We start from the raw sequence: 24,343 nt of genomic DNA on the forward strand, positions 1-24,343 counted from the left end.
CACCTGTTTTCGTCAGGTTGCAAAGGTAGCACTCCTTACTTTCCTAAACAAATCTTTTCTATAAAGAAAGCAGCGTAAACGTTTAAAATACCGCTAATTTTCCCCTGAAACGCAATGCTGTATTGATTATCAACCAACGAAATCTTTTTTGAAATAAACAGTGTGTAGTGTGTTAGTAGTCCGTAATGTAACTTAATGAAGCGCTATAAAGGCAAAAACAGCTAAATCCCCACTCGGAAATGTATCATAAGCAAAGACATTCTATCAATAGGACACTATCCGGAAAAATATACCATTTATATATAAGACATCCCTCAATCCATACAAACAACAAAATTGTATGTATTTATAAAGCTTTACATCCTTTGGTATTTACCCATATTATTAAAACGGTATCGGGAATGTTTTGCAATTCTAATTTTTTGTATTTGACCGATCTGTAGTGAAACGTAATCTTCGGGAGATACTTCCAGAAATGGATTTAATACATCGTCAAGTTTAATATAGTATTGACTGACCTCAGGAAAAGCCACCTTATCAATTATTTGATACTCCATAACAAAAACCTGACATCCCAACACATCTCTACAATAAGACAAAGCGCTGACTGCGAATACGACTACCGCACAAAGCAAGGAGAATATTGTATCGATAAGCACTAGATATATAAAAGATATATCCTGATACAGTCTTCCACGCATCATAAAATATCCTACAATAGCGAACATGCCTGCAAATATTCCGGCACTATGCTTACTTCTTGTTGTACAAACAAACTTGATGAATTCCTTTTCTTCAGCATTCATTTGTTCGCATTTGACTTTTTTCATATCATAACGAGTGGTACTAAAAAAATAACAGGAGAAGCCATATCATGACTCCTCCTGTTTTCCTATAATAATATATACCTTTTGCTTATTTCGCTAATGTTCCGGTAAAACCGGCTTTGATATATTCGCTATTCAAACGACGGATATTCATGATCGAAATTCCTTTAGGACACTCTGCTTCACAAGCACCGGTATTGGTACAAGAACCAAATCCTTCTTTATCCATCTGATCTACCATGTTTACGACACGGGTAGCACGTTCTGCCTCTCCCTGTGGCAGCAAAGCCAGGTGAGATACTTTTGCAGAAAGGAACAACATTGCAGAAGAGTTTTTACAAGAAGCCACACAAGCACCACAACCAATACAGGTTGCAGCAGCAAAGGATTCGTCTGCCTTATCTTTAGCGATCGGCAGGTTATTCGCATCCTGTGCATTACCGGTATTTACAGAAATGTACCCACCCGCCTGAATAATACGGTCAAAAGAAGAACGGTCTACCATTAAATCTTTGATAACCGGGAAGGCACCTGCTCTCCAAGGCTCAACAACAATTGTATCGCCGTCTTTGAAGGCACGCATGTGTAACTGGCAAGTAGTGGTTTCTGCCCATGGACCATGTGCCTGACCATTAATGTGCATTGAACAAGCACCACAAATCCCTTCACGACAATCGTGGTCAAATGTAATGGGCTCTTTACCTTCATGAATCAATTGCTCGTTCAGTACATCGAACATTTCCAGAAAAGACATTTCGGAAGAAATTTCTTTTACCTGATATGTTTCAAAACTACCTTGAACCTGAGCATTTTGCTGACGCCATACTTTAAGCGTCAAATTCATATTATAATGTTCCATTGTATAAAACGTTTATTTGTGTATTAAGCCCTCTTCACAAATGATGCTTAATATGTATTTATTATTTGAATGATATTATTTATAAGAACGTTGAGACGGATGTACCACTTCATAATTCAGTACTTCTTTATGTAAGCTCCAGTCGCTCTCGTTCATAAATTCCCAAGCGGCTACATACATAAACTCATCATCGTGACGCAATGCTTCCCCATCCTCTGTTTGGGACTCTTCGCGGAAGTGACCCCCACAAGATTCAGCGCGGTTTAAGGCATCTTTACACATTAATTCTCCTAACTCAATAAAATCTGCTACACGGTTAGCTTTATCCAACTCTGTATTCATTCCTTCTACAGTACCCGGAATCTTCACATCGCTCCAGAATTCTTTTTTCAAAGCCTGAATCTCCGCAATGGCTTCTGTCAACCCTTGCTTTGTACGTGCCATACCACATTTATCCCACATGATCTTACCCAGACGCTTGTGTAAGCTTTCTACAGATTGTGTTCCTTTAATGTTCATTAAAGTATTGATTCTATCTGCAACTTCTTTTTCTGCTTTTACAAATTCAGGATGATCGGTCGGGATTGCTTTGGTACGGATATCGTCTGCCAGATAGTTACCTAAAGTGTATGGAATAACGAAATATCCATCGGCCAGACCTTGCATCAGTGCAGAGGCACCTAAACGGTTAGCTCCGTGATCAGAAAAGTTAGCCTCTCCTAAACAATACAAACCTTCTACAGAGGTCATCAGTTCATAATCTACCCAAAGGCCACCCATGGTATAGTGTACCGCAGGGTAAATACGCATTGGTACCTCATATGGATCTTCCCCGGTAATCTTCGCATACATATCGAAGAGGTTACCGTATTTTTCTTTTACTACGGCTAAACCAAGTGTACGCACTTCTTTTGCAGATGGGCTATGGTTGCCTACTTTGCTACATTCGATGGTTCCGTAACGGATCACCGCAGCGGCAAAATCGAGGTAAACAGCTTGCTTGGAAGTACCCACGCCATAACCGGCATCACAACGCTCTTTAGCCGCACGGGAGGCTACGTCACGCGGAACGAGGTTACCAAAGGCAGGGTATCTTCTTTCTAAATAATAATCTCTTTCTTCTTCCGGAATTTCGCTGGCTTTACGGGTATCGTTTTGTTTTTTAGGCACCCAGATACGACCATCATTACGTAAGGATTCAGACATCAGGGTCAGTTTAGACTGATGATCGCCTGATACGGGAATACAAGTAGGGTGAATTTGTGTATAACAAGGATTCGCAAAATAAGCGCCTTTACGGTGTGCTTTCCAGGTTGCGGTTACGTTGCTACCCATCGCATTGGTGGATAAATAGAATACGTTACCATAACCACCGGAACACAGCAATACCGCATGTCCGAAATGTCTTTCCAGCTTACCGGTGATCAGGTCACGGGCAATGATACCACGTGCCTTACCGTCGATTGTAACGATGTCCAGCATTTCATGGCGGTTATACATGGTTACATTACCTAAAGCTACCTGGCGCTCCAGGGCTTGATAAGCACCGATCAATAATTGTTGTCCTGTCTGACCTGCAGCGTAGAACGTACGTTGTACCTGAGTACCTCCGAAAGAACGGTTACTCAACATACCACCGTATTCACGGGCAAAAGGTACACCCTGAGCCACACACTGGTCAATGATATTGGCACTTACTTCGGCCAGACGATGTACATTAGACTCACGGGCACGGTAATCACCACCTTTAATGGTATCGTAAAATAAACGGTAAACGCTATCCCCATCATTCTGATAGTTTTTAGCGGCATTAATACCCCCCTGTGCAGCGATAGAGTGCGCACGGCGCGGAGAATCCTGAAAACAAAATGCTTTTACTTTGTAACCCAGTTCTCCTAAAGAAGCAGCAGCAGAGGCTCCGGCCAAACCGGTACCAATAATGATTACTTCTAAACTACGCTTATTAGCAGGATTTACGATTTTACAACTATTTTTATAAGAAGACCATTTTTGCGGAAGTTCGCCAGCAGGTATTTTTGAATTTAAAGACATAACTAATATTATAATATAAGTATAAAACTTAAATGATTTTCAAATTGTCGAACGAATTGACCGGATCAATTGATTCGTGTTTCTCCGTTCGTATTAATGCGCAGGTACGTAACTTGAAGACGGAGGTAACCATCCAAAGTGGAACGCAACGGGCATTGCAATAAAAATCAGGGGTACGATAATAGAGAAGGCCATACCAATTCCTTTAATTAACGCGGCATATTTCGGGGTATACAAACCTAATGTTTGAAATGCGCTCCAAAAACCGTGTATCAGGTGCCATGCTAAAGAAATACATCCTAAAACATATACCAATACGATCCATGGGTTTTGGAATACCAATTCCATTTTCTCGTAAAGATTAATTTCATGTCCTGTTCCAAAATGCTGCTCATAACGGTTAGGCATCCAGAAGTGTGTCAAGTGTAAGACTAAAAACAACAAAATCAACGTACCTAAAAGGCCCATTGATCTGGAATACCATTTACTGCTTTTATTGCCCGGTGCTACGTTATATGCGACAGGTCTTTTACTTCTATTCTGTACGGTTAACATCAATCCTTGTACGATGTGTAAAATAATTCCGGCCATCAGACCTACTTCCATCGTTCTTACGATAAAATTGGTTCCCATGAAATGACCTGCGGCTAAATACTTTTCAATACCGTTGGGTAAAAATACTAATGCGTTAATGTAACAATGTACGATTAAGAAAGAGATGAGAAATACACCTGTAAAACCCATCACTAATTTCTTTCCGATTGAGGACGTGAAAATTTTTTTCATTCTGTTGACTAAGAAAAAGTGAATTGTAATTTTTTTGTAAAAAATTTAAATGCAAAGATACCAAGCAATTTTTAAAAATACAACCTTGTTAAAAAAAAATAAAAGCCTATATTGGCTTGCGTTTGAGCAAATAACATTAAGATAATCCTTAATAAAAAGAAGGCGCAAAAGTTTATTTCCAATGCAAATAATGCTGAATCCCAATATTATATTGGGGATATAAACGGGCATAAGACAACTTGACCATCTGCAGATTGGCAGAAAGGTCTATACGAGTGTTGGCATTGATAATAAATTGTACTCCGGGTACGACATCAACATAAAAGCCTGCTTGTAAGGCCGCAGGGAAATAAGAGGTACGGATTTCGTATTCCGGGGCATTGAGCGGGGTCAACCATACGCGTACGTCCTTATAGTACTTACCCATAAACTCACAATACAGGTTGATATTGGTCTGCCGATAGCTCTTATAACGCCTTGGAAACAGTAAATAGCCGAAAGACAGGCTGTAATTAAATGTAGTAGGGTATTTTACGACTGTAGGGATATCGGGCAGGCTGGATATAGGATCTACCTGTACACCTGAATATTTTCCGGGCAAGATGATACCGGTCGTCAGGGAAACGGCAAACTTATTTTTAAGGTAAGTACCAATCAAGCCGAAGCCCAAACCTTTGGTATCGTCCATTAAACGCGGTTCGCCTTCATCATGTGCTGTATTTACAGCTGACGCTTCCATATAGCCGGCCATTCTAAAATGTTCATTAGGACCATCTTTGGTCACAAAACGATATTTTGTATACAGGCTAAAGCCGTTAAACTTATAAGGCTTATACACCCCTCTTTCAGGAGTATTATGATAGGGAAACTCTTCGGGAAGCTTGGATTTATGATGATTGGAGCTGACAGCGGTCAGGTAAACAGATAATTTTGGGGTCAGCCCGTACATCAACCTTAAGCCATTAAAATTACGGACTTGTGCATATTCTTTATAGAATTCGGACATGATACGCACGCCTAAGGTTCCTTTGGGAATATTGCTGGCCGGTTCTGCATTGGGAAACAATTCTTGTCCCTGTACCGAAAGCACAATGCCCATTAACCATACCAAACATATTATTTTCTTCATCCAAAAAGGTTACTCTGCAAGTATATAATAATATTTATGCTCTGCGCCCGCAGCACAATCTGCTTGCATAGCCTCTATTTTCTTTTGATTTTTCTTATAAAGCTGTTTCGTACTCATCCCCTGCCCGACCAATTCCATAGAAATGACTTTTTGTGTTTCCGGAACCGGATCTAAAGCAATATAAGCATCGGTCTTAAAGGTAAAGCAATTAGTTCCTTTAGTACTGATCGCATCCGTCTTAAAGCTTGTTTTGATGTAACGTACCGAGAACCCGGCATTTTCTATAGCTTTGGCAATCTGATGAAAAGCCACTTTTTTATTCGGTTTTAAGGACAATAGCCCTTCCGTATGGCTCAAATCCATCTTTACGTCTTTAACAAAGTCCAGTTTTCTTAATTGCATTTCCACACTACGGCTACACTGAGAGCAGGTCAAGCCATCTACCCCGATCTTTACGGACTGAAACTGAGCATAACTGCTCCCCGCAAGACTTATCAAGAGCCATAACCACAAGTACTTCATCCCTTAAAGTTACAAAAAATTAATGAACAATTCTTCTGCGGGAAAGAAATCCGCTGGCCAGGGTCATCACAAATCCGGAGAACAACATCACAAAAATGGGAAGGGCAACCTCTTTCAAACCTTGTCCCCGCAGGAAGATATTATTAACGCCGTTGAATGCCCAATACATGGGGGTAAACTTGGCTATCGTCGTCATGACAGGAGGCAAGATTTCCAAAGGAACCCATATTCCACCTAAAGAAGCCAAAATAACGGTAAAAATTGCGCCAACCGGCATCGCCTGGTTAGCGGTCTTAAAGATATTACCAATGAAATAACCATAAGCCGTCGCGCAAAAAGCCGTAGACAGTACTAATGGAAGGGTTGCTAAAGGATGCGTACCCATATAAAGCTTCGGCAATCCCAACAATGGAATGAGGTGGGTTCCGATCAGCATCATGATATAAAACTGCAGGAAGCAAAACAGGGTATAAAACAAGATCATCCCAATCGTGGCTTTGATCGGCGCACTGGGAATCAGCTTTAAACGGGTCATACTGCCGTCTTCTCTTTCCCGGATCATATTGCCGGCAATGGGTACAACGATCAGGAACATCCCGAAGATAGCCCAGGAGGGTACATTATGCTGCACCGAATTTAAGGTCAATGCCGCTGATTTGTCTTCGGTCTTCTCTTTTATGGATAGTGTATTGTATAATTCATTGGTTAGGGCGGTATCCAATACGGTCTCGTTATTTTCCATTTTACCCAAACGGTTCATGAGTACATTCATCTTTGCCTGTGTCGCATATTGCATTAAGGCAAATTTGAATGAATTTTTGAAGGAGGGTTTTAAAGTGGGATCAAACAATACTTCGACATTCACGCTGTCTAACTTCTGGTTTTGAGCGAAATTTGCAGGTAGCCCTGAATTATGGGCGACTGCATTCACGACTTTATTGGCGGTATTTACCAGGGCGCCTGTCGCCTCTTCCGGTATGATTAAGCCGATCTTACTCTTTCCGGAGTTGATATGCTCCCGTAATAAGGCTTCGTCGGTATATTGGTTAACGGCAAAAAGCGGACTCGAATTGATGGACCGTAAAATATCCTGCCCTACAGTTCCTTTATCTTTATTGATGGCTAGAATCACGAATTGTACGTCCTTCATATCTTTGAAGGCACTGTCCTGCGTTACGGCCATCACGATAATGAGGATCGCGGGCATAAAAATAAGCAACAAAAGGCCGACGGGGTCTCTGAGCAGGAGTTTTAATTCTTTTAAAGCGGTAGCAAACATGACAGAAAATATGGCTGAGCGTCTTAGGATTCGGATCTAAGCGCTGTTTAATTTTTGTTCCAACGGCAAACATACAAAAAGGTGGGAATCTATCCCACCTTTTTGTATCCTTTAAGATATATGAACGGCTCCTTTAAGCGAGCATTCCAACATTATTGCTTCAGGTTTTCTGCAAGGAAGCCAAGCATGGCTTTATAAAATTCGATTGAATTTTCATCCCGCTGAAATCCGTGCCCTTCGTTATATTTGACTAAATAAGGTACTTCAAAACCTTTAGCTCTTAGCGCTTTTACGATCTGATCAGACTCATTAATATTCACCCTTGGATCATTAGCACCTTGTACAACAAAGAGTGGTTTATTAATTTTATTCAATTGATAGAAAGGAGATACTTCTTTGGCGATTTTGGCTTCTTCCGGTTTATCCAGGTCATACCATATTTCTTTTACCATTTCGGTATAAGGTTTCCAGTACTCCGGAAAAGAGGCAAAAAAGGTTTCAATATTAGAGACACCCACATAGTCAATCCCACATTTGTACAGTTCCGGTGTTTTTACCAGTCCCATTAAGGTCGCATAACCGCCGTGGCTGCCACCATATATCGCAATATTATCCTTATCGACCCAGCCCTGGCTGATGGCATATTTAACGCCATCTTCCACATCATCCATCGCCTTACGGCCAATTTGTTTGAATCCGGCTCTCAAAAATTCTTTTCCATATCCACCGGAAATCCGGAAGTTGACCTGTAACGTAGCATAGCCCCTGCTGGCAAACAATTGGGTTTCGGGATTAAAACCCCAACTATCCCTTACACCTTGTGGCCCTCCATGCGGATTGACAATCAAGGGTACTTTCTTGCCTTCCAAAGCGGCTTTAGGTAAGGTAATATATCCGTGAATGGTTAAACCATCCCTGCTTTTAAAGGTAATCGGCTTCATGACCGCCATATCTGCTTCTTTTAATTGCGGCATCAGGTCGTACAACAAAGTCGCCTTACCCGATTTACTGTCGTAGATATAGTATCTGCCATAAAGCTTATCGCTTTGTACTACAATCAGGTATTTATCTTCCTGGTCTGTTTTGCCTGCGATACTGAATTCATAGCCTTTAAATTGTTTAGACAGGCTAGCATATATCTTCTTAAATGTTTGGCTTACCGGAACGATTTCTTCTTTCTCTCCTTCGTAGCCTAAGAAATCAATTTCATAGTTTCGTTTCCGGGACAGGCTGATAATAGATGCATCATAATCTTTATTAGAAAAAACTTCCTTAAGGATCTTCTTCGTTTTAAAATCATACAATACGATCCTGGCCTTATCCGCATCCAGGCTGGTCAACACATAAGCATCATCAGGATTGAGTGAAGCGTAGTTGAACGATTCTATGGCAAAGCTCTCATCCCATTTGCTTTTGGTGGCCAATTCAAAGTCCTTAGCACCACTCACTTTAAAATAAGTATGGGTTTCAGTTCCGTTGACCATTTTGGAATAGCCCCTGAGGTTTCCGTCTTTATCAAAGATATAATCTGAGATAGGGTTAGCAACATCTGTATTACTATATAATTTTTCTGCTGCACCGGTTACGACATTGACTCTATAGGGTTCAAAGATTTGTTTGTTCTCTTTGTTCATTGAGACAATGATATAGTCTTTCTGCTCTTTCAGCATGTTCATGATACTGGCCTTCACACCTTCATAAGGAGTAAGGTCGATGGTATTGCTGCCATCAATATTTGCCGCAAACACATGATAGTTTTCATTCCCCCCATTGTCCATCAAATAAATCAAGCGCTGATCATTCACCCATCCGTAACCCTTAATCAGTTCTTTTTTCTCTTCGATCGCACGGGTCACTTTTCCGGTGGCCACATCTTTTACATATACATGGCGTTTTCCATCTTCTTCCTTCTCCATGTAAGAAAGGTATTTCCCATCCGGAGAAAGTTGAAACTGGGATGATTTGGGGGTTGCAAAATAGTCTTCTGCTTTATATTTAAATGTTCCCTTATCTGCAGCAATAAGCTTATTGATCTCTTGCTGAGAAGAGGGTAAAGAAACATCTCCCGGCTTCGTAATCGTGGTCTTCTCAAGGTTTAATGGCAATGCTCCCCCTCCTTGCTTAAAGGTACCGGTAATGGTATTTCCTTTTAGCGTACCGGAATAGCTTAATCCTGCCTGTGACATGGAGAGATTAAGTGTAGGATCGCTGAATTCAACTTTATCAAAAGGCAGTCCGGTAGCGCCCTGATCCGGGATATCCAAAGAGGCTGTCAGCTTGCCCTTTTCTTCTGTTATATGAACAATCATGTTCATTGTGGTTCCTTGTGTGGTTACGGACCCTTTCCAGGAGCCGCTAATCTGTGCAAATGTATTTGCAACCATAGTAAACAATAGTGTTATGGTTAAAAAAGTGTGTCGCATAGGTATATGTTTTAGTGGTTAGAATACATGTTTCATTAAAAAGCCTTCTTGTTTTACAAGAAGGCTTTTTAAAATTTAATTATTTAAACTCGCTGTCACTGACAGTTTTGTTCGCCTCCATCTTAACAACTTTCAGCTCTTGTGTGCCCTGAGCAGACTGGATTTTAATGCCGTAAGGCGCTTTATATCCATTTCCACCGGTTACGGCTTTATAATCAGAGAATAAAGTAGTCTGCGTCGTTCCCGAAGCATCTGTTTTTACTTCTTTAAGTAACAGGTTGGTCTTCTGATCGTAGTAACTCACGGATTTGCTTCCTTTATCGGATACTTTTTCCACCACGTAACAATCTGCGCCCTCTACTTTCTCCACTCCTTTCATAGACATTTTAATGCCATATTTTTCAGGATGCAGATCTGCTTGTAAATCGGCTTGCTCTAAGAATGAACCTAACATATCAGCAGGAACGTCTTGAGATTGACCCATAGAAGACATCTTTCCGGAAGTACCGCTAACGGTGATTTTTTGTACTTCACCCATACCCGGTACCACTACCGACATCAGGTATTTATCTGGGCTTACTACTTTTTGAACGATCTTGATCTGCTGGCCTTGGGCTTCTGCAGCACCTTCGGTAACCAAAGATTTCAATCCTTCCATAGCTGCTTTACCACCAATTGCATCGATATATTTAGCAATAACCGATTGCGGCGTTACGTCTGCGGCAACTGCTTTCACCACTGGAGCTTCTACGGTATTACCATAGTTATCATAATAGTGCACAACGCCATCTGCTGCAAAACGTTTTAATTTATCTGCTTCTGCTTTATCGCCGACAACCAGGATGTGTGCTGCATCAGGATTTACATATTTTTTCGCTGTAGACTGGATATCATCTACAGAAACAGCTGCTACGTTTTTCAGATAGTTTTTATAATAGTCTTTTGGCATTTTGTAACGCTCAATATTAATTGCGTATTGTGCAATTGTCTGAGGGCTCTCCAAACCAATAGCAAAAGTACCGGTTACATAGTTTTTCATGTCCTGTAAGGTAGCCGCATCTACTTTTTCGTTGCGAATACGTTTCATTTCTTCCATAATTTCATTTACAGAAGAATCGGTTACTACGTTTCTTGCTTTAGCATATGCCTGGAATTCACCTACTTCTTTATCGTTTTTGAAAGAAGAGTAGGCACCATAAGTCCATCCGTGTTTTTCACGCAGGTTCAGGAACAAACGGCCTGTACCGCTACCACCCAGGATCTCGTTAAGCATTCTTACTTTGATCACATCAGGCGTACCCGGTTTCAAATCGATCGGGTAGGTTACACCTACGACACTTTGTACCGCATTGTCGCGTGGTACGAAATCGACCGTGGTTTTTGTCGGTGCAGCTACTTTAGGGTAAGTGATACTTGGTACGGTTGCTTTTTCCCATTTACCGAAATATTTAGTCACCAAAGTTTGTGCTTCTTTTAAGGTAATATCACCTACTACCGCCATATACGCGACATTGGGACGGAAATAAGTGGTATAATAACTTTTACAATCTGCCAAAGTTACATTACCTACTGTTTTTTCTGTAGTCACAATACCGTATGGGTGCGCCTTGCCATAATTCAATACGTTGGTTACATTTTCCAACATCTGATCCGGCTCATTCTTCGCTTGCTCTAAACCCGCTAAGGCTTGTTTTTTCAATTTATCCAATTCTGATTGTTGAAAATCAGCGTTCATTAAGGCGTCGCTCATTAATTTCAACAATACATCCTGGTGTTTTGTCATGGAGTTACCAAAAATACCACCACTACTTGCCTGTAACGTCGCACCGATCATATCGGTGGCTTCATCAAACTTTTCTTTAGGCATTGTTTTGGTGCCTGCAGTGATCAGAGAACCGATAAAATCACCTAAACCGGATTTGGCAGGATCTTCCAGGGGATCGATGTTCAGTTGAATGGAGTAACTTACTGTAGGTAATTTATGGTTTTCCACCACAAATACTTTCAGTCCGTTGGGTAAAGTAAACGACTGTGCATCGCCTAATTTGATCTCCGGAGCCGGACCTGGTTTTGGTCGAATACTTCTATCTAAATTTTGTGCAAATGATGCAGAAAATAGGGCTAGTGCTGCAATAGAAAGCGTTATTTTTTTCATCTTTAATATTTTTACGCCATCGGGATGGCTACTTTATTTTACAAATTTTTATTGAATATTGATTGAATACGGGCGTGATCTGCGCTTATTTTTTCTCCATTGATTTCGGTAAATAATATACTATCAAGCGGTTATCTTTATTCAAATATTTTTTCGCTACTCTGGTCAGGTCTGCGGCCGTTACTTTTTGGTATTTAGCCAATTCGGTGTTCACTAAATTGGTATTTTTAAAATAAGCGTAATTGGTCGCTAAGTTTTCCGCGATACCGGCAATTTTAGAGTTGGAATTAACGAAATCGTTTTCAACCTGATTTTGTAATTTTTTAAACTCTTCTGCACCGATTGGTTGTGTTCTTACTTTTTCTATTTCGGCATCCATAGATTTTTGCATATCCTTATAGTCTACACCCATATTGGCAATACCAAACATCATGGATAATCCCGGATTGTCTTCTAATGGGAAGTTGAAAGCACCTACACCAACGGCTTTTTGCTGTTTGTCTACGATTTCTTTTTGAAAACGAGAGCTAGAACCGTTTGACAATAATTTATTCAACATTTCCAAAGCATAAGCATCATCAGAACCTATTTTAGGAATATGATACGCAATAATTACTGCAGGTAATTGTACATTATCATAATAATAAGCCACTTTTTCCTGACCGATAGCCGGTTCTACTTCTGTAGGACGAGGTATTGCTTTAGTACCTTTAGCGATACCGCCGTAATATTTTTCAATCCATTTTTTGGTTTGCTCCGGTTTAATATCTCCCGCTACGACTAATACTGCATTGTTCGGTACATAGAAGGTCTTATAGAAATCCATGAATTCGCCATAACCTGCCTGATCAATATATTGGGCAGAACCAATTGGCATCCAGTTATACGGATGCTTGGTATAGGCATTTTGGAATACTACTTCCATTAAGTGACCATAAGGACGGTTATCGTAGCTTTGTTTTTTCTCTTCTTTTACAACTTTACGTTGTGTTTCAATACCGGTACTGTCAATTTTGGCGTGCACCATACGCTCCGCTTCCATCCACAAAGCCAGCTCTTCCTGATTAGAAGGCATCGTTTCAAAATAGTAGGTACGATCCTGAGAAGTGTTTGCATTTAACACACCACCATTTGCCTGAATCATTTTAAAGTATTCTCCACGGCCAATATTCTCTGTACCTTCAAACATCAGGTGCTCAAAGAAGTGCGCAAACCCTGTACGTTTTGGATCTTCATTTTTAGAACCTACATGGTACATTACCGATACGTTTACAATGGGCGTAGTATGATCTTCATGTAAAATTACATGAAGGCCGTTTGGCAGATCATACTCTGTAAAGTTTATTTTTCTCTCTTGTGCAGTTGCCCCGATTGTAGCCGAAGCTAATAAAGACATGCTTAAAATGATACGTTTCATAAGGAATCTATATGAATTTAATGATTTTTGTTGAGCAAAGATAATTATCCATAAGCGGAAAACCATCACCCTAAAAGGGGGAAATTAAAAAAGAATGTCTTTACCTTATATATGGTGCTCTGTTTCAAAGTGTGTTGAGAAACCAATACTTTGATTAAAAATGTCAGCTTTACAGCCCATCGGCCTGCAAAAAAGGAAGTTATTAGATCATCTACCCTATACTTATGACACAAAAACTGACAATTTTGCACCTCCACCCCTTTGGCAAAGAAATTGAAGTAGGCTTACTATCGTAATTAACAGAGAAAAAAATAAAATAGTTTATAAAATATTATGGGAAAAATTATAGGAATCGACTTAGGAACAACTAACTCTTGCGTATCTGTAATGGAAGGTAACGAACCGGTTGTTATTGCAAACGACGAAGGTCGTCGTACCACACCATCGGTAGTGGCATTTTTGAAAAACGGAGAGCGTAAAGTAGGAGATCCTGCAAAACGCCAGGCCATTACCAATCCGATCAACACCATTATGTCTATCAAACGTTATATGGGTAGACGCTATGATGAGGTTACGGGCGAAATGTCGCATAACTCTTACAAGATCGTAAAAGGAGATAACAATACACCTCGTGTAGATATCGACGGCAGAATGTACACGCCTCAGGAAATTTCTGCAATGATCTTGCAAAAAATGAAAAAAACAGCGGAAGATTTCCTGGGTCAGGAAGTATCCGAAGCAGTAATTACCGTGCCTGCATACTTTAATGATGCACAACGTCAGGCGACGAAAGAAGCCGGCGAGATTGCTGGTTTAACCGTAAAAAGAATTATCAATGAGCCTACCGCTGCGGCTTTGGCTTATGGTTTAGATAAGAAAAATCAAGATAGCAAAATCGTTGTATTTGACCTTGGTGGTGGTACTTTTGACGTATCGATCTTAGAATTAGGCGATGGCGTATTTGAAGTAAAATCAACTAATGGGGATACTCACTTAGGTGGTGATGATTTTGATAAAGTAATCATGGACTGGTTATCAGACGAATTCAAAAAAGATGTACCTAACATGGATTTACATAAAGATCCTATGGCTTGGCAACGTTTGAAAGAAGCGGCTGAAAAAGCAAAAATCGAATTGTCTTCTTCTCAGGAAACTGAAATCAACTTACCTTATATCACGGCTTTAGACGGTGTACCACAACACTTAGTGCGTAAATTGTCTCGTGCTAAGTTTGAACAATTAGCCGACAGCCTGGTAGAGCGTACTTTGGAACCTTGCCGTAAAGCATTGAAAGATGCAGGTATGAGCACAAGCGATATCGACGAAATTATCCTCGTGGGTGGTTCTACCCGTATTCCAAAAATACAGGAAGTAGTAGAAGCGTTCTTTGGTAAAAAACCAAATAAAGGTGTAAATCCTGATGAAGTAGTTGCTGTAGGTGCTGCTATTCAGGGTGGTGTTTTGACCGGAGATGTAAAAGATGTCTTATTATTGGATGTTACCCCACTTTCTTTAGGTATCGAAACTTATGGTGGCGTAATGACCAAATTGATCGAGTCTAACACAACCATTCCGACTAAAAAATCTGAAACTTTCTCTACTGCAAGTGATAGCCAACCAAGTGTTGAAATCAATGTTGTACAAGGAGAGCGCCCGATGGCGAACCAAAATAAGTCTTTAGGTAAGTTTGTCTTGAATGATATTCCACCGGCACCAAGAGGCGTACCTCAGATCGAAGTTATTTTCGACATCGATGCCAATGGTATCTTAAATGTAACGGCTAAAGACAAAGGAACCGGAAAACAACAAAATATCCGTATCGAAGCAGGTTCTGGCTTGAGCAAAGAAGAGATCGAAAAGATGAAGAATGACGCGAAAGCGAATGAAGAAGCGGACAAACAAGTACGTGAGAAAGTTGAGAAACTGAATATGGCTGATGGTCTGATCTTCAATACGGAGAAACAATTGAAAGAACATGCCGAGAAAATCCCTGCAGATAAAAAAGCAGCGATCGAAACAGCAGTTGCAGAATTGAAAGAAGCCCATAAAGCAGAAGATCTGACTACGATCGATGCGGCTATGGAGAAATTAAATGCTGCCTGGAATGCCGCCAGCGAAGACATCTATGCACAAGGCCAGCCGGGTGCAGATGCTGCTAACAGCGCGCAACAACAAAATGCAGGTGGCGATGATACCGTTGCTGATGCCGATTTTGAAGAAGTAAAATAATGCCTTAAACGCATTCACATAGTGAAAGGAGCTACTAACCAAGTAGCTCCTTTTTTTTGCCCGTTCCAACCTTTACGCTCTTTATTGCATCTTACCTTTACCCAATCTTACAAAAGCAAACATAAACATCATTTTATATGCAATTCAAATCACTCCTGATCCTCAGCACACTCACCCTCTCTTCCTACACCGCAAAGGTATGGGCACAAGAATCGGTAAGTACCAATGCCTTTCTAAACAATGTTACCGTATATAAACTGGGCGCAGAGTTGAAACATACTGCTAAAGTAAACCTGCCTCAAGGCAGCACGGAACTTATCATCAATGATGTGGCCGCCAACATCGACGAAAACAGCATCCAGGTAAATGCTCCTGGCAATATCACCATCATGTCTGTCATGCTGGCCAAGAACTATAAGCCAAAAGCCAATACAGAAACACCCGAATACCAAAAGAAAGCAGCCGAAATAAAAGAGACGGAACAGGCCTTACAAAAGGTCAGTAATAAAAGGGAAGCCTATGAGCGGACCCTTGGTATGCTGGCGCGTAACGAAGAGATCAAAGGTATGAATACCGGCATGAGCGTGTCTGAATTGGGCAAGATGGCCGAATATTACCTTACAAAACAAATTGAATTGAAAGACCAGATTTCTGCGCTTAAGCTACAGGAGCAAGATCAGGTGGCTGCGATTCAAAAATACAAAACCCAATTGGGAGAAGTCAACGGACAGGGCGTGAATACCGGCGGGCAACTGATCTTACAAGTGATGACCAATGCTCCGGCGCTGAATAACAGTATCAACATCAGCTATATTAGTCAGAATGCAGGCTGGGCTGCAGCTTATGACCTTAAAGCCGAAAAGACCAGTGATCCGGTAAAGATTATGTACAAAGCCAATGTGATGCAAAACACGGGCTTAGACTGGAAGAAAGTAAAACTCACTTTATCTACAGGCAATCCTACTGTAGGCAGTAATGCCCCGCTGTTAAGTACCTGGTTCCTGAGGTATGGTGCCGTCGCTGCCCAGTATAAAAATCAGGCAACCTACAATACGATACAAAGCTTCGATCAAAAGTACAATGCCAGTAGCTCCCAGGTTTCGGCGTATGAAATATCCCAAAAACCAACAATGAATTTGGCAGAAGTTGTGAATGGTTCTTCATCGGGTATTGCGCTGCGCGGTCAGTCGACCTTAGCCAGTACACCACCACTAATTATTTTGGACGGTGTTCCTTACAATGGCGCCTTAACCGATATTAATCCCTTGGATGTAAAAGAAATGACCGTCTTAAAGGATGCAAACGCCTTAGCAGTATATGGATCCCGTGCCGCCAATGGCGTCACACTAATTACCACTAAAGGAAAAGGGGTAAGCGATTATACAGATGTAGCAGAGAAAGAACTCAATACTACTTTTGACATTGATATTCCCTACAGTATTGCCTCTAATAATAAACCGCATAGTGTTTTGCTACAGGAGTTAAAAGTGCCGGCCTCTTACAAGTATTATGCGGTGCCCAAATTAGATCCGGATGCCTTTTTACTTGCAGAAGTTACCCAATATGAGCAACTGAACCTGATACCGGGAGAAGCCAATATCATTTTTGAAAACACTTATGTAGGTAAAACATTTTTGAACCCATACAACACACAGGATACCCTTAACCTGAGTATGGGCCGCGACAAACGCATTACGATAAAAAGAGAGAAAATTGCAGATCTTGCCGGTATAAAAATGATGGGCAGTAACAGGAAGCAGACCTTCACTTATGAACTTACCCTAAAGAACAGTAAAAAAGAAGCTATAGATATGCTGTTGAAAGATCAGTATCCTATAGGCACGGATAATAATATGGAGATTGAATTATTATCTTCCGATAATGCGGCGGTGAATAAAGAAACGGGGGTCTTAACCTGGAAATTAAAAATCAATCCGGGCGAAACCAAAAAAGTACGTTTCAGCTATTCTGTAAAATACCCGAAAGACCAATATATAGGTAATCTGTAAAAGGGCTTGTATGAATACCCATGCGAATTACAAACATTAAAAATGCGGCGGTCGTCTTGAAAAAGATAACCACCGCATTTTTACTAATCAACACACCTTGTACTTCTATTCAATAACACTCGTGTCTCAAAGGAGTATCGTACTAGTTTACAATATCATTTTTAGTGGTGTATAATAATGCACCTAATTGGCCAATTACACTATTCGGAACGCTTAAGGAAGTGGCTGCAGAAGCAACATCACCTACGAAAACATCGAAATCTGCAGCACTTGATTTAGGCGCAGTAGTGCTTCCAAATCTGCTATAGGTAGCGTGATTATGTGCATCTCTCATACTCTTGCCGGTATATACGCCTGCCTGAGTGCTTACCGCTTGTTGTACGAAGTCTGTAAAGCTTTCCAAAAGGTCATTATAACCTGTGGTATTACCCGCACCTACTTCTGCTAATAAAGTTGGGAAGTATTCTGCCAAACGATTATCGCCAGCAATAACCATTAAAGATTTGTCTACTACTTTACGAATAGCCAATCTGCCGGCCTGAATCGTTTTACCCGGATTATCGGGATCGTTGATCATCTTGGTACCATTACCTTCTACCATACCCGTACCACCTTGAATAAACCAACCTAAGGTATCATATAAAGGACTGGTGGCTAAAGGTGTCGGTGTGGTCGTTTTTTTCTTACAGGAAGTAGACGAAAGCGTAACAGCTCCCATACTAAAGGCCGCTAGTAAGATAATCGCAATTTTTTTGAGGTTCGTGTTCATGTTGTCCATTTTTTAAATTGAATTGAATAAAATTATACTGGTTTATATTTAAAAGCATTAATTAACTACTGCAGAAACGGCTCTGGTCAACCGGGCATAGAAAGAGTTATGATCCATAGCAGGACAACCTTTCATAAGATCAGATGCGGCAACGGTATACTTCACGGCATCAATATTTTTGCTGGAAATCCGGGACTGAAAAACCTGATCGGCATTGAGTTGCTTGTTATCGAAGGAATACACCAAAACACGGGTCTGCGGATTATAATAAGTCGACTTTATACCGGGGGTTGCTTTCAAATCAGATTCAATCGCTGCCACATCCTGCGCACCTACCTGCGCACCAAAATCAACTCTTGCCAACTGCGTGGTTGCAGATGCCTGTGGTGTTTTGCCTTTTACCATAACCGCGATATGAATAATCAATGTGGCGAAAAACAGGAAGGCAAGGCTAAATACGCTGATACTAGTGTATTTGATTACTTTTTTGATATTCATAATGCTTGATTTAGCGTGAACAATAACCGGTCGGAGAACGGCAGCTTTCTATCAGATACGAGATAGGATGCTGCTCGGTTTTCAAAAACGAAAAAAAATTTTACGAAGCAGTGACAATTATAGTACTGTATTAGAAGAAATTAGAAGAAATGCATACAAAAGGAGCCTTTCCGAAATCGGAAAGGCTCCTTTTGTCCATGTTATAGACCTAAATCAATTATAGTAGCACAATGTCTAGGGAATTGTAATTGTACTTTTAGTCCACTGCGTGCCGTCAGACTCCTTTTCAATGACGAACTTTGCTGCAAAATCCAATACAGAAAGCCCCTCGCCTCCGGAACTTGGGTATGTCCTATACATATTCATGCCGGCATATACCTCACCTGGTATCGGCCCGGTAATATGATGTACCGCATAAGTCTGTGTGAATCCACCGCCAACATGATTTTCGGCGGCGGCAGAAGTATTCCTGTTGAATAATCCATAACAGGCGCCATAAGGGATTACGTTAATCGGATCAGTACCCATGTGATTCCCAAACTTATCAAATTTATATATCTTCGTATCGTTGGTATAAAAGATTTGTTCATCAGCAACTAGCGCGATCACACCATTTCCCTGATCTAAAGTAAATTGTCTGAAACGGGCCGTAATTCCATCCCAGCGGTGTGCATTTCCGCTAGCCAGTCCGAGCGGCGCAAAGTCGACCAGCATGGTAGCCTCAGCTGTAGCTGATACCCCATCCCAAATTATTCTGTAAATACCAGGAGCCGTCGGATGGTACAGGAAATCATTTTCGGCATAGGCGTTAACAGAAGCATACATCGTTATACCACCGCGTGGCACACCTAAACCAAATGGCGGTGGAAAATCATCACTAAAACCGAGATAACGGTACTCTAAATCTCCCCCGCCTAAGACAAATGGTTTACCATCTTTGGTGATAACCTCCACGGGAGTACTTAATAATTGGGCGGTATTTTTATCGACATACACAAACTGAGAACCGATCACTGCATCATCCCTTCTTTTATATCCTCTCGTCATACAGATCAGTTCATCCTTTCCGGGGTCATAACATACACCTTTATAAAAGCCTCTTTGTTCCGGAATCTGGGGTATTACGATCGGTGGAGACAACAAATCTAAATCACCCGGTTTGAGATGCAGCAAACGGACTGTATTCGCCGGATCAACGGGATCTGTCCAGTAGCGTTCAATAGCATAAACAACTTCATCCTGCGGTGGGAGGAACTCGGAAGAAAAAGTACTTAGAGGCTGTTTGCGGGTTTCTGTCAGGGTTTCTTTCTTACAGGAGGTAAAAAAGGTAACAAAGCCTGCCAGACAAAAGGAAAAAATGATCAGTTTCTCTTTTTTCATAAAAAATTGGGGTTTGAAGAAAAATACAATAAACAAAATTATTATTTAACAACAAAGAGATTTATTAAACATATTTTCAATCTCAGATCTCACCCTTTATCCAACAATAAAGCAGCCGGAATGATCCGGCTGCTTTATTGTTGGTATTCTTTTATAGTAATGCTTGTTATACAGTCGCTTCTTCTGTATTACCGTACACTTCAATTTCATTATAGACAGAATCTCTTTCTACCGGTACTTTGCCAACTGTTGATATCAGGGCACAAAGCTGTTCGGTACTCATAGAAGGGTTCTGTTCTTCGCTACCGGCCATAGAGTAAATCTTGGTCGTATCATCGATCGTGCCATCCAGATCATTCACCCCATATTCAAGGGTCAATTGGGCACTCTCCCTACCCAACATCGGCCAGTAGGCCTTTACATTAGCAAAATTATCGAGGAAGATACGGGCAATAGCATATAATTTCAAGTCCTCTACCAGGCTTACTTCCGGTACATGCGACATGTCATTATCGCCATTTCTGAATTTCAAAGGGATAAAACAATTGAACCCTCCGACACGATCCTGAGACTCTCGTAAGCGGCTCATATGATCGATACGGTGTGCATAGGTCTCTACATGGCCATACAACATGGTTGCATTAGTCGGCATACCCAATTCATGCGCGGTTTCGTGAATATCCAGCCAACCTGCGGCATCTACTTTATCCGGGCAAATCTTATCTCTGATCTCCTGCGCAAAAATCTCCGCACCACCGCCGGGAAGCGATTGCAGGCCCGCTTTATTCATGCGTTCCAAACCTTCTCTCGTCGTTAGTTTTGCTTTGCGGAACATATAATCCAATTCTACCGCTGTAAAACCTTTCAAGTGTAACTCAGGACGGTGTGCATGGATCTTTTCCAAAAGTTCACAGAAATAATCGAGGTTCATCTTAGGATGTACCCCACCCACAATATGCACTTCCGTTACCGGTTGCCCATCGTATTTTTTTACAATATCCAGCATTTGGTCTATGCCCAGTTCCCAGCCTTTTTCCCGGTTTTTATACGTTTTGGAATAAGAACAGAAATCGCAGGTAAAGATGCATACATTGGTCGGTTCTATATGAAAGTTCTTATTAAAATAAACTTTCTTACCATGCTTCTTAATATTTAAATAATTGGCCAAAGCCCCGACAAAATTCAATTCGGCATGCTCAAAAAGATACAGACCTTCTGCTTCTGTAATGCGCGTACCATTTTTAACTTTTGTAGCAACAGTCGTCAATACAGCATCGGCAGCTACCTGCTCCAGCACGATATCGGGAAATACTACATTCAATTCTTCTGACATACTCTTATTTTAAAAGGAAAGTTCCCTTATGAATTACAATAAACTTTTTACTACAGCCAGCACCTCGTTCAACTGGCTTACATCCTGTCCGCCAGCAGTAGCCAACGCTTTCTGTCCGCCGCCGCCGCCCTTGATCAGGGGCGCAATGTGTTGCTTAATGATTTTACCGGCATCCAGGTCTTTAGCAGTGGCCAAAGCATCTTCGATCGCGATCGCTACTGAAGCTTTTCCGCCAATATTGGCTGTCAGGACAACCAAGTAATTTTTAAGATGCAGTTTCATATCAAAGGCCACTTTTTTCAAAGCATCCAGGCTGGATACTTCGATATGCTGCCCCAGGTATTGCACCCCATTTACTTCTTCTGCTTTGGAGGCTAAAGCCTTAGCCACTAAAGCCAATTCCTTCGCTTCATAGGCTTCTACTTTTTTCTCCAGTGCCGCTTTATCTTCCAGTAATTTCTCAATGGTTTTTATCGGATCTTTTGTTTTCAGTAATTCTACCAATACTTTTGTTTGCTCTACCCTATCAGCAAAATAACGGAAAGCCGCACCTCCGGTCAGGGCTTCAATACGACGCACCCCGGCCGCTACTGCAGATTCTGCCGTGATCACAAAAGAACCAAGCATACCGGTATAGCCCACATGGGTACCGCCACAAAGTTCTACCGAAAATTCCGGATCAATGGTCACGACACGCACGGTATCGCCATATTTTTCGCCAAACAAAGCCATGGCACCCGATTTCAGGGCTTCTTCCTTAGGCATTTCTTTGATCACTACCGGAATATTCTCCCTGATCTTTTGGTTTACAATCGCCATCACTAATTTCAATTCCTCATCCGTCACTTTTGCAAAATGGGATACATCAAAGCGCAAAATATCTTCATTTACTAAAGAACCTTTTTGGTTTACATGCGCACCCAATACTTGTTTCAATGCCGCATGCAGCAAGTGTGTCGCAGTATGGTTGTACATGGTAAATAAACGCTTTTCGAAATCTACTTTCGCATTGACCTCGGCATTAATGTCGGCCGGTAATTTATCCGCAAAATGAATGATCAGATCATTCTCTTTTTTAGTATCCGTAACCTCGATCTCTTCTGTACCAAATACCAGCACCCCTCTATCGCCTACCTGTCCGCCGCTTTCGGCATAAAAAGGCGTCGCTTCCAGTACGATCTGGAATTGTTCTTTATTTTTTGCGGTTACTTTTCTATATTTCACAACCTGCGTCATGATGTTCAAATCATCATAACCGACAAAACTTGTTTTGGCCGCATCTTTCAACACCGTCCAATCTTCGGCATCAATCGCGGTAGCTTTACGGGAGCGGTTTTTCTGCTCCAGCATTTCTGCCTCAAACCCTTTTTCATCTACGTTCAATTCGTTTTCAACGGCAATCAAACGGGTCAGATCTAAAGGGAATCCGTAAGTATCATATAATTCAAAGGCTTCTTTTCCACCGATTAATTTACTATTTTTTTCTTTCTCGATGATGTCGTCCATTTTCTTCAAACCCTTTTCCAAGGTACGCAGGAACGCATCTTCTTCTTCTCTGATCACTTTGGTTACAAAATCTTCCTGCTGCTTCAATTCAGGGAATACCTGCTCAAACTGAGCGGCAATAGTAGGAATCAATTGGAATAACAAAGGTGATTTATAGCCTAAATAGGAATAGTAATAACGCACTGCTCTGCGCAAAATACGGCGTATCACATAACCCGCACCAGTATTGGAAGGCAACTGCCCGTCGGCAATGGTAAAGGAGATGGCCCGGATATGATCGCTCAATACACGGAAGGCAACTGCTTCTTTGCTATCACTACGGTCGTAGGTTTGTTTCGTAATCTTTTCAATCGCGGCAATGGTACCGGTAAAAACATCGGTATCATAGTTGCTTTGTTTGCTTTGCAATACACGCACCAAACGTTCAAAACCCATTCCGGTATCCACATGTTGCGCCGGTAATTTCTGAAGGCTTCCGTCTTTCAGGCGGTTAAACTCCATAAATACATTATTCCAGATCTCAATTACCTGCGGATGGTCTGCATTTACCAGATCTGCGCCATTTACGGTTTTGCGTTCTTCTTCAGAACGGCAATCCACATGTATTTCAGAGCAAGGGCCACAAGGACCGGTATCGCCCATTTCCCAGAAGTTATCTTTTTTATTTCCCTTCAGAATACGGTCTTCCGCAATATATTTTTTCCACTCGTCATAGGCCTCCTGGTCAAAAGATAATCCTTCTTTTTCATCGCCTTCAAAAACGGTTACATAAAGCTTGTCTTTATCCAGTTTATAGACCTCTGTCAGCAACTCCCAACTCCAGGCAATTGCTTCTTTTTTAAAATAGTCTCCAAAACTCCAGTTACCCAGCATTTCAAACATGGTATGGTGGTAGGTATCTACACCTACTTCTTCCAGGTCGTTATGCTTACCACTTACGCGCAAACACTTTTGAGTATCTGCGATGCGTTTATGCGGCGCCGGTTTGTTGCCTAAAAAATAATCTTTAAAGGGTGCCATACCGGAGTTGATAAACAATAAGGTAGGGTCGTTTTTTACCACAATGGGTGCAGAAGGAACTATTGTATGCTCTTTAGACTTAAAAAAATCTAAAAACTGTTGCCGTATCTCAGAAGAAGTCATTGCTGTTTTTAATTTGAAAATTGCGAC

The 24,343-nt window shown here is 41.2% G+C and carries 17 protein-coding genes; 2 read left to right on the top strand and 15 right to left on the bottom strand.

What is annotated here, in order from left to right:
- Positions 1-356: 356 nt before the first annotated feature.
- The 10 genes from DBR32_RS03380 to DBR32_RS03425 form a co-directional block, all read right to left on the bottom strand.
- A complete protein-coding gene (locus tag DBR32_RS03380) occupies positions 357-830 on the bottom strand; it encodes a hypothetical protein (protein WP_124634896.1) in 474 nt (157 codons plus the stop codon).
- 85 nt (positions 831-915) lie between these two features.
- The gene (locus tag DBR32_RS03385) at positions 916-1,686 is read right to left on the bottom strand and encodes a succinate dehydrogenase/fumarate reductase iron-sulfur subunit (protein ID WP_124634897.1); all 771 of its coding nucleotides are present in this window, start codon (positions 1,684-1,686) and stop codon (positions 916-918) included.
- Between the two features lie 75 nt (positions 1,687-1,761).
- Positions 1,762-3,738 carry a fumarate reductase/succinate dehydrogenase flavoprotein subunit gene (locus tag DBR32_RS03390; protein ID WP_124634898.1) on the bottom strand — a complete coding sequence of 659 codons (1,977 nt, stop codon included), beginning with the start codon at positions 3,736-3,738 and terminating at the stop codon, positions 1,762-1,764.
- Between the two features lie 93 nt (positions 3,739-3,831).
- Complete coding sequence (locus tag DBR32_RS03395) at positions 3,832-4,524, bottom strand: succinate dehydrogenase cytochrome b subunit (RefSeq protein ID WP_124634899.1); 693 nt, start codon at positions 4,522-4,524, stop codon at positions 3,832-3,834.
- 172 nt (positions 4,525-4,696) lie between these two features.
- Positions 4,697-5,653, bottom strand: a complete 957-nt coding sequence (locus DBR32_RS03400) for a hypothetical protein (protein ID WP_124634900.1) — start codon at positions 5,651-5,653, stop codon at positions 4,697-4,699.
- A 9-nt stretch (positions 5,654-5,662) separates the two neighbouring features.
- Positions 5,663-6,175, bottom strand: coding sequence for a heavy-metal-associated domain-containing protein (locus tag DBR32_RS03405; protein ID WP_124634901.1), 513 nt, complete (start codon positions 6,173-6,175; stop codon positions 5,663-5,665).
- Positions 6,176-6,194: 19 nt separating this feature from the next.
- Complete coding sequence (locus DBR32_RS03410) at positions 6,195-7,454, bottom strand: ABC transporter permease (protein WP_124634902.1); 1,260 nt, start codon at positions 7,452-7,454, stop codon at positions 6,195-6,197.
- 152 nt (positions 7,455-7,606) lie between these two features.
- A complete protein-coding gene (locus tag DBR32_RS03415; protein WP_124634903.1) occupies positions 7,607-9,877 on the bottom strand; it encodes a S9 family peptidase in 2,271 nt (756 codons plus the stop codon).
- A gap of 79 nt (positions 9,878-9,956) precedes the next feature.
- Positions 9,957-12,032 (bottom strand): insulinase family protein, encoded by a 2,076-nt coding sequence (locus DBR32_RS03420; RefSeq protein ID WP_124634904.1) that lies wholly within the window; start codon positions 12,030-12,032, stop codon positions 9,957-9,959.
- An 85-nt stretch (positions 12,033-12,117) separates the two neighbouring features.
- A complete protein-coding gene (locus tag DBR32_RS03425) occupies positions 12,118-13,449 on the bottom strand; it encodes a pitrilysin family protein (RefSeq protein WP_124634905.1) in 1,332 nt (443 codons plus the stop codon).
- Between the two features lie 333 nt (positions 13,450-13,782).
- Here DBR32_RS03425 and dnaK point away from each other — a divergent pair, with 333 nt between their 5' ends.
- Entirely contained in the window at positions 13,783-15,678 is a 1,896-nt protein-coding gene (gene dnaK / locus DBR32_RS03430; RefSeq protein WP_124634906.1) for a molecular chaperone DnaK, read from the top strand.
- A gap of 137 nt (positions 15,679-15,815) precedes the next feature.
- A complete protein-coding gene (locus DBR32_RS03435) occupies positions 15,816-17,687 on the top strand; it encodes a DUF4139 domain-containing protein (RefSeq protein WP_124634907.1) in 1,872 nt (623 codons plus the stop codon).
- 142 nt (positions 17,688-17,829) lie between these two features.
- On the opposite strand, the gene DBR32_RS03440 is transcribed toward DBR32_RS03435, so the two are convergent.
- The 5 genes from DBR32_RS03440 to alaS all read right to left on the bottom strand — a co-directional run bounded on the left by DBR32_RS03440 (position 17,830) and on the right by alaS (position 24,316).
- Entirely contained in the window at positions 17,830-18,456 is a 627-nt protein-coding gene (locus DBR32_RS03440; protein WP_124634908.1) for a group 1 truncated hemoglobin, read from the bottom strand.
- Between the two features lie 57 nt (positions 18,457-18,513).
- Positions 18,514-18,954: a hypothetical protein gene (locus DBR32_RS03445; protein WP_124634909.1), complete on the bottom strand. Its 441-nt coding sequence runs from the start codon at positions 18,952-18,954 to the stop codon at positions 18,514-18,516.
- Between the two features lie 234 nt (positions 18,955-19,188).
- Positions 19,189-20,334: a hypothetical protein gene (locus DBR32_RS03450; RefSeq protein ID WP_124634910.1), complete on the bottom strand. Its 1,146-nt coding sequence runs from the start codon at positions 20,332-20,334 to the stop codon at positions 19,189-19,191.
- A gap of 166 nt (positions 20,335-20,500) precedes the next feature.
- Positions 20,501-21,667, bottom strand: a complete 1,167-nt coding sequence (mqnE, locus tag DBR32_RS03455) for an aminofutalosine synthase MqnE (protein ID WP_124634911.1) — start codon at positions 21,665-21,667, stop codon at positions 20,501-20,503.
- Positions 21,668-21,700: 33 nt separating this feature from the next.
- The gene (gene alaS, locus DBR32_RS03460; RefSeq protein ID WP_124634912.1) at positions 21,701-24,316 is read right to left on the bottom strand and encodes an alanine--tRNA ligase; all 2,616 of its coding nucleotides are present in this window, start codon (positions 24,314-24,316) and stop codon (positions 21,701-21,703) included.
- Positions 24,317-24,343 lie beyond the last annotated feature (27 nt).

The sequence above is a fragment of the Taibaiella sp. KBW10 genome (assembly GCF_003852495.1).
Lineage (GTDB): Bacteria > Bacteroidota > Bacteroidia > Chitinophagales > Chitinophagaceae > Edaphocola.

Bases quoted from the DNA above. Each gene is read 5' to 3' on its own strand.
- DBR32_RS03380 (WP_124634896.1), bottom strand. From the start codon at position 830: ATGAAAAAAGTCAAATGCGAACAAATGAATGCTGAAGAAAAGGAATTC.
- DBR32_RS03385 (WP_124634897.1), bottom strand. From the start codon at position 1,686: ATGGAACATTATAATATGAATTTGACGCTTAAAGTATGGCGTCAGCAA.
- DBR32_RS03390 (WP_124634898.1), bottom strand. From the start codon at position 3,738: ATGTCTTTAAATTCAAAAATACCTGCTGGCGAACTTCCGCAAAAATGG.
- DBR32_RS03395 (WP_124634899.1), bottom strand. From the start codon at position 4,524: ATGAAAAAAATTTTCACGTCCTCAATCGGAAAGAAATTAGTGATGGGT.
- DBR32_RS03400 (WP_124634900.1), bottom strand. From the start codon at position 5,653: ATGAAGAAAATAATATGTTTGGTATGGTTAATGGGCATTGTGCTTTCG.
- DBR32_RS03405 (WP_124634901.1), bottom strand. From the start codon at position 6,175: ATGAAGTACTTGTGGTTATGGCTCTTGATAAGTCTTGCGGGGAGCAGT.
- DBR32_RS03410 (WP_124634902.1), bottom strand. From the start codon at position 7,454: ATGTTTGCTACCGCTTTAAAAGAATTAAAACTCCTGCTCAGAGACCCC.
- DBR32_RS03415 (WP_124634903.1), bottom strand. From the start codon at position 9,877: ATGCGACACACTTTTTTAACCATAACACTATTGTTTACTATGGTTGCA.
- DBR32_RS03420 (WP_124634904.1), bottom strand. From the start codon at position 12,032: ATGAAAAAAATAACGCTTTCTATTGCAGCACTAGCCCTATTTTCTGCA.
- DBR32_RS03425 (WP_124634905.1), bottom strand. From the start codon at position 13,449: ATGAAACGTATCATTTTAAGCATGTCTTTATTAGCTTCGGCTACAATC.
- dnaK (WP_124634906.1), top strand. From the start codon at position 13,783: ATGGGAAAAATTATAGGAATCGACTTAGGAACAACTAACTCTTGCGTA.
- DBR32_RS03435 (WP_124634907.1), top strand. From the start codon at position 15,816: ATGCAATTCAAATCACTCCTGATCCTCAGCACACTCACCCTCTCTTCC.
- DBR32_RS03440 (WP_124634908.1), bottom strand. From the start codon at position 18,456: ATGAACACGAACCTCAAAAAAATTGCGATTATCTTACTAGCGGCCTTT.
- DBR32_RS03445 (WP_124634909.1), bottom strand. From the start codon at position 18,954: ATGAATATCAAAAAAGTAATCAAATACACTAGTATCAGCGTATTTAGC.
- DBR32_RS03450 (WP_124634910.1), bottom strand. From the start codon at position 20,334: ATGAAAAAAGAGAAACTGATCATTTTTTCCTTTTGTCTGGCAGGCTTT.
- mqnE (WP_124634911.1), bottom strand. From the start codon at position 21,667: ATGTCAGAAGAATTGAATGTAGTATTTCCCGATATCGTGCTGGAGCAG.
- alaS (WP_124634912.1), bottom strand. From the start codon at position 24,316: ATGACTTCTTCTGAGATACGGCAACAGTTTTTAGATTTTTTTAAGTCT.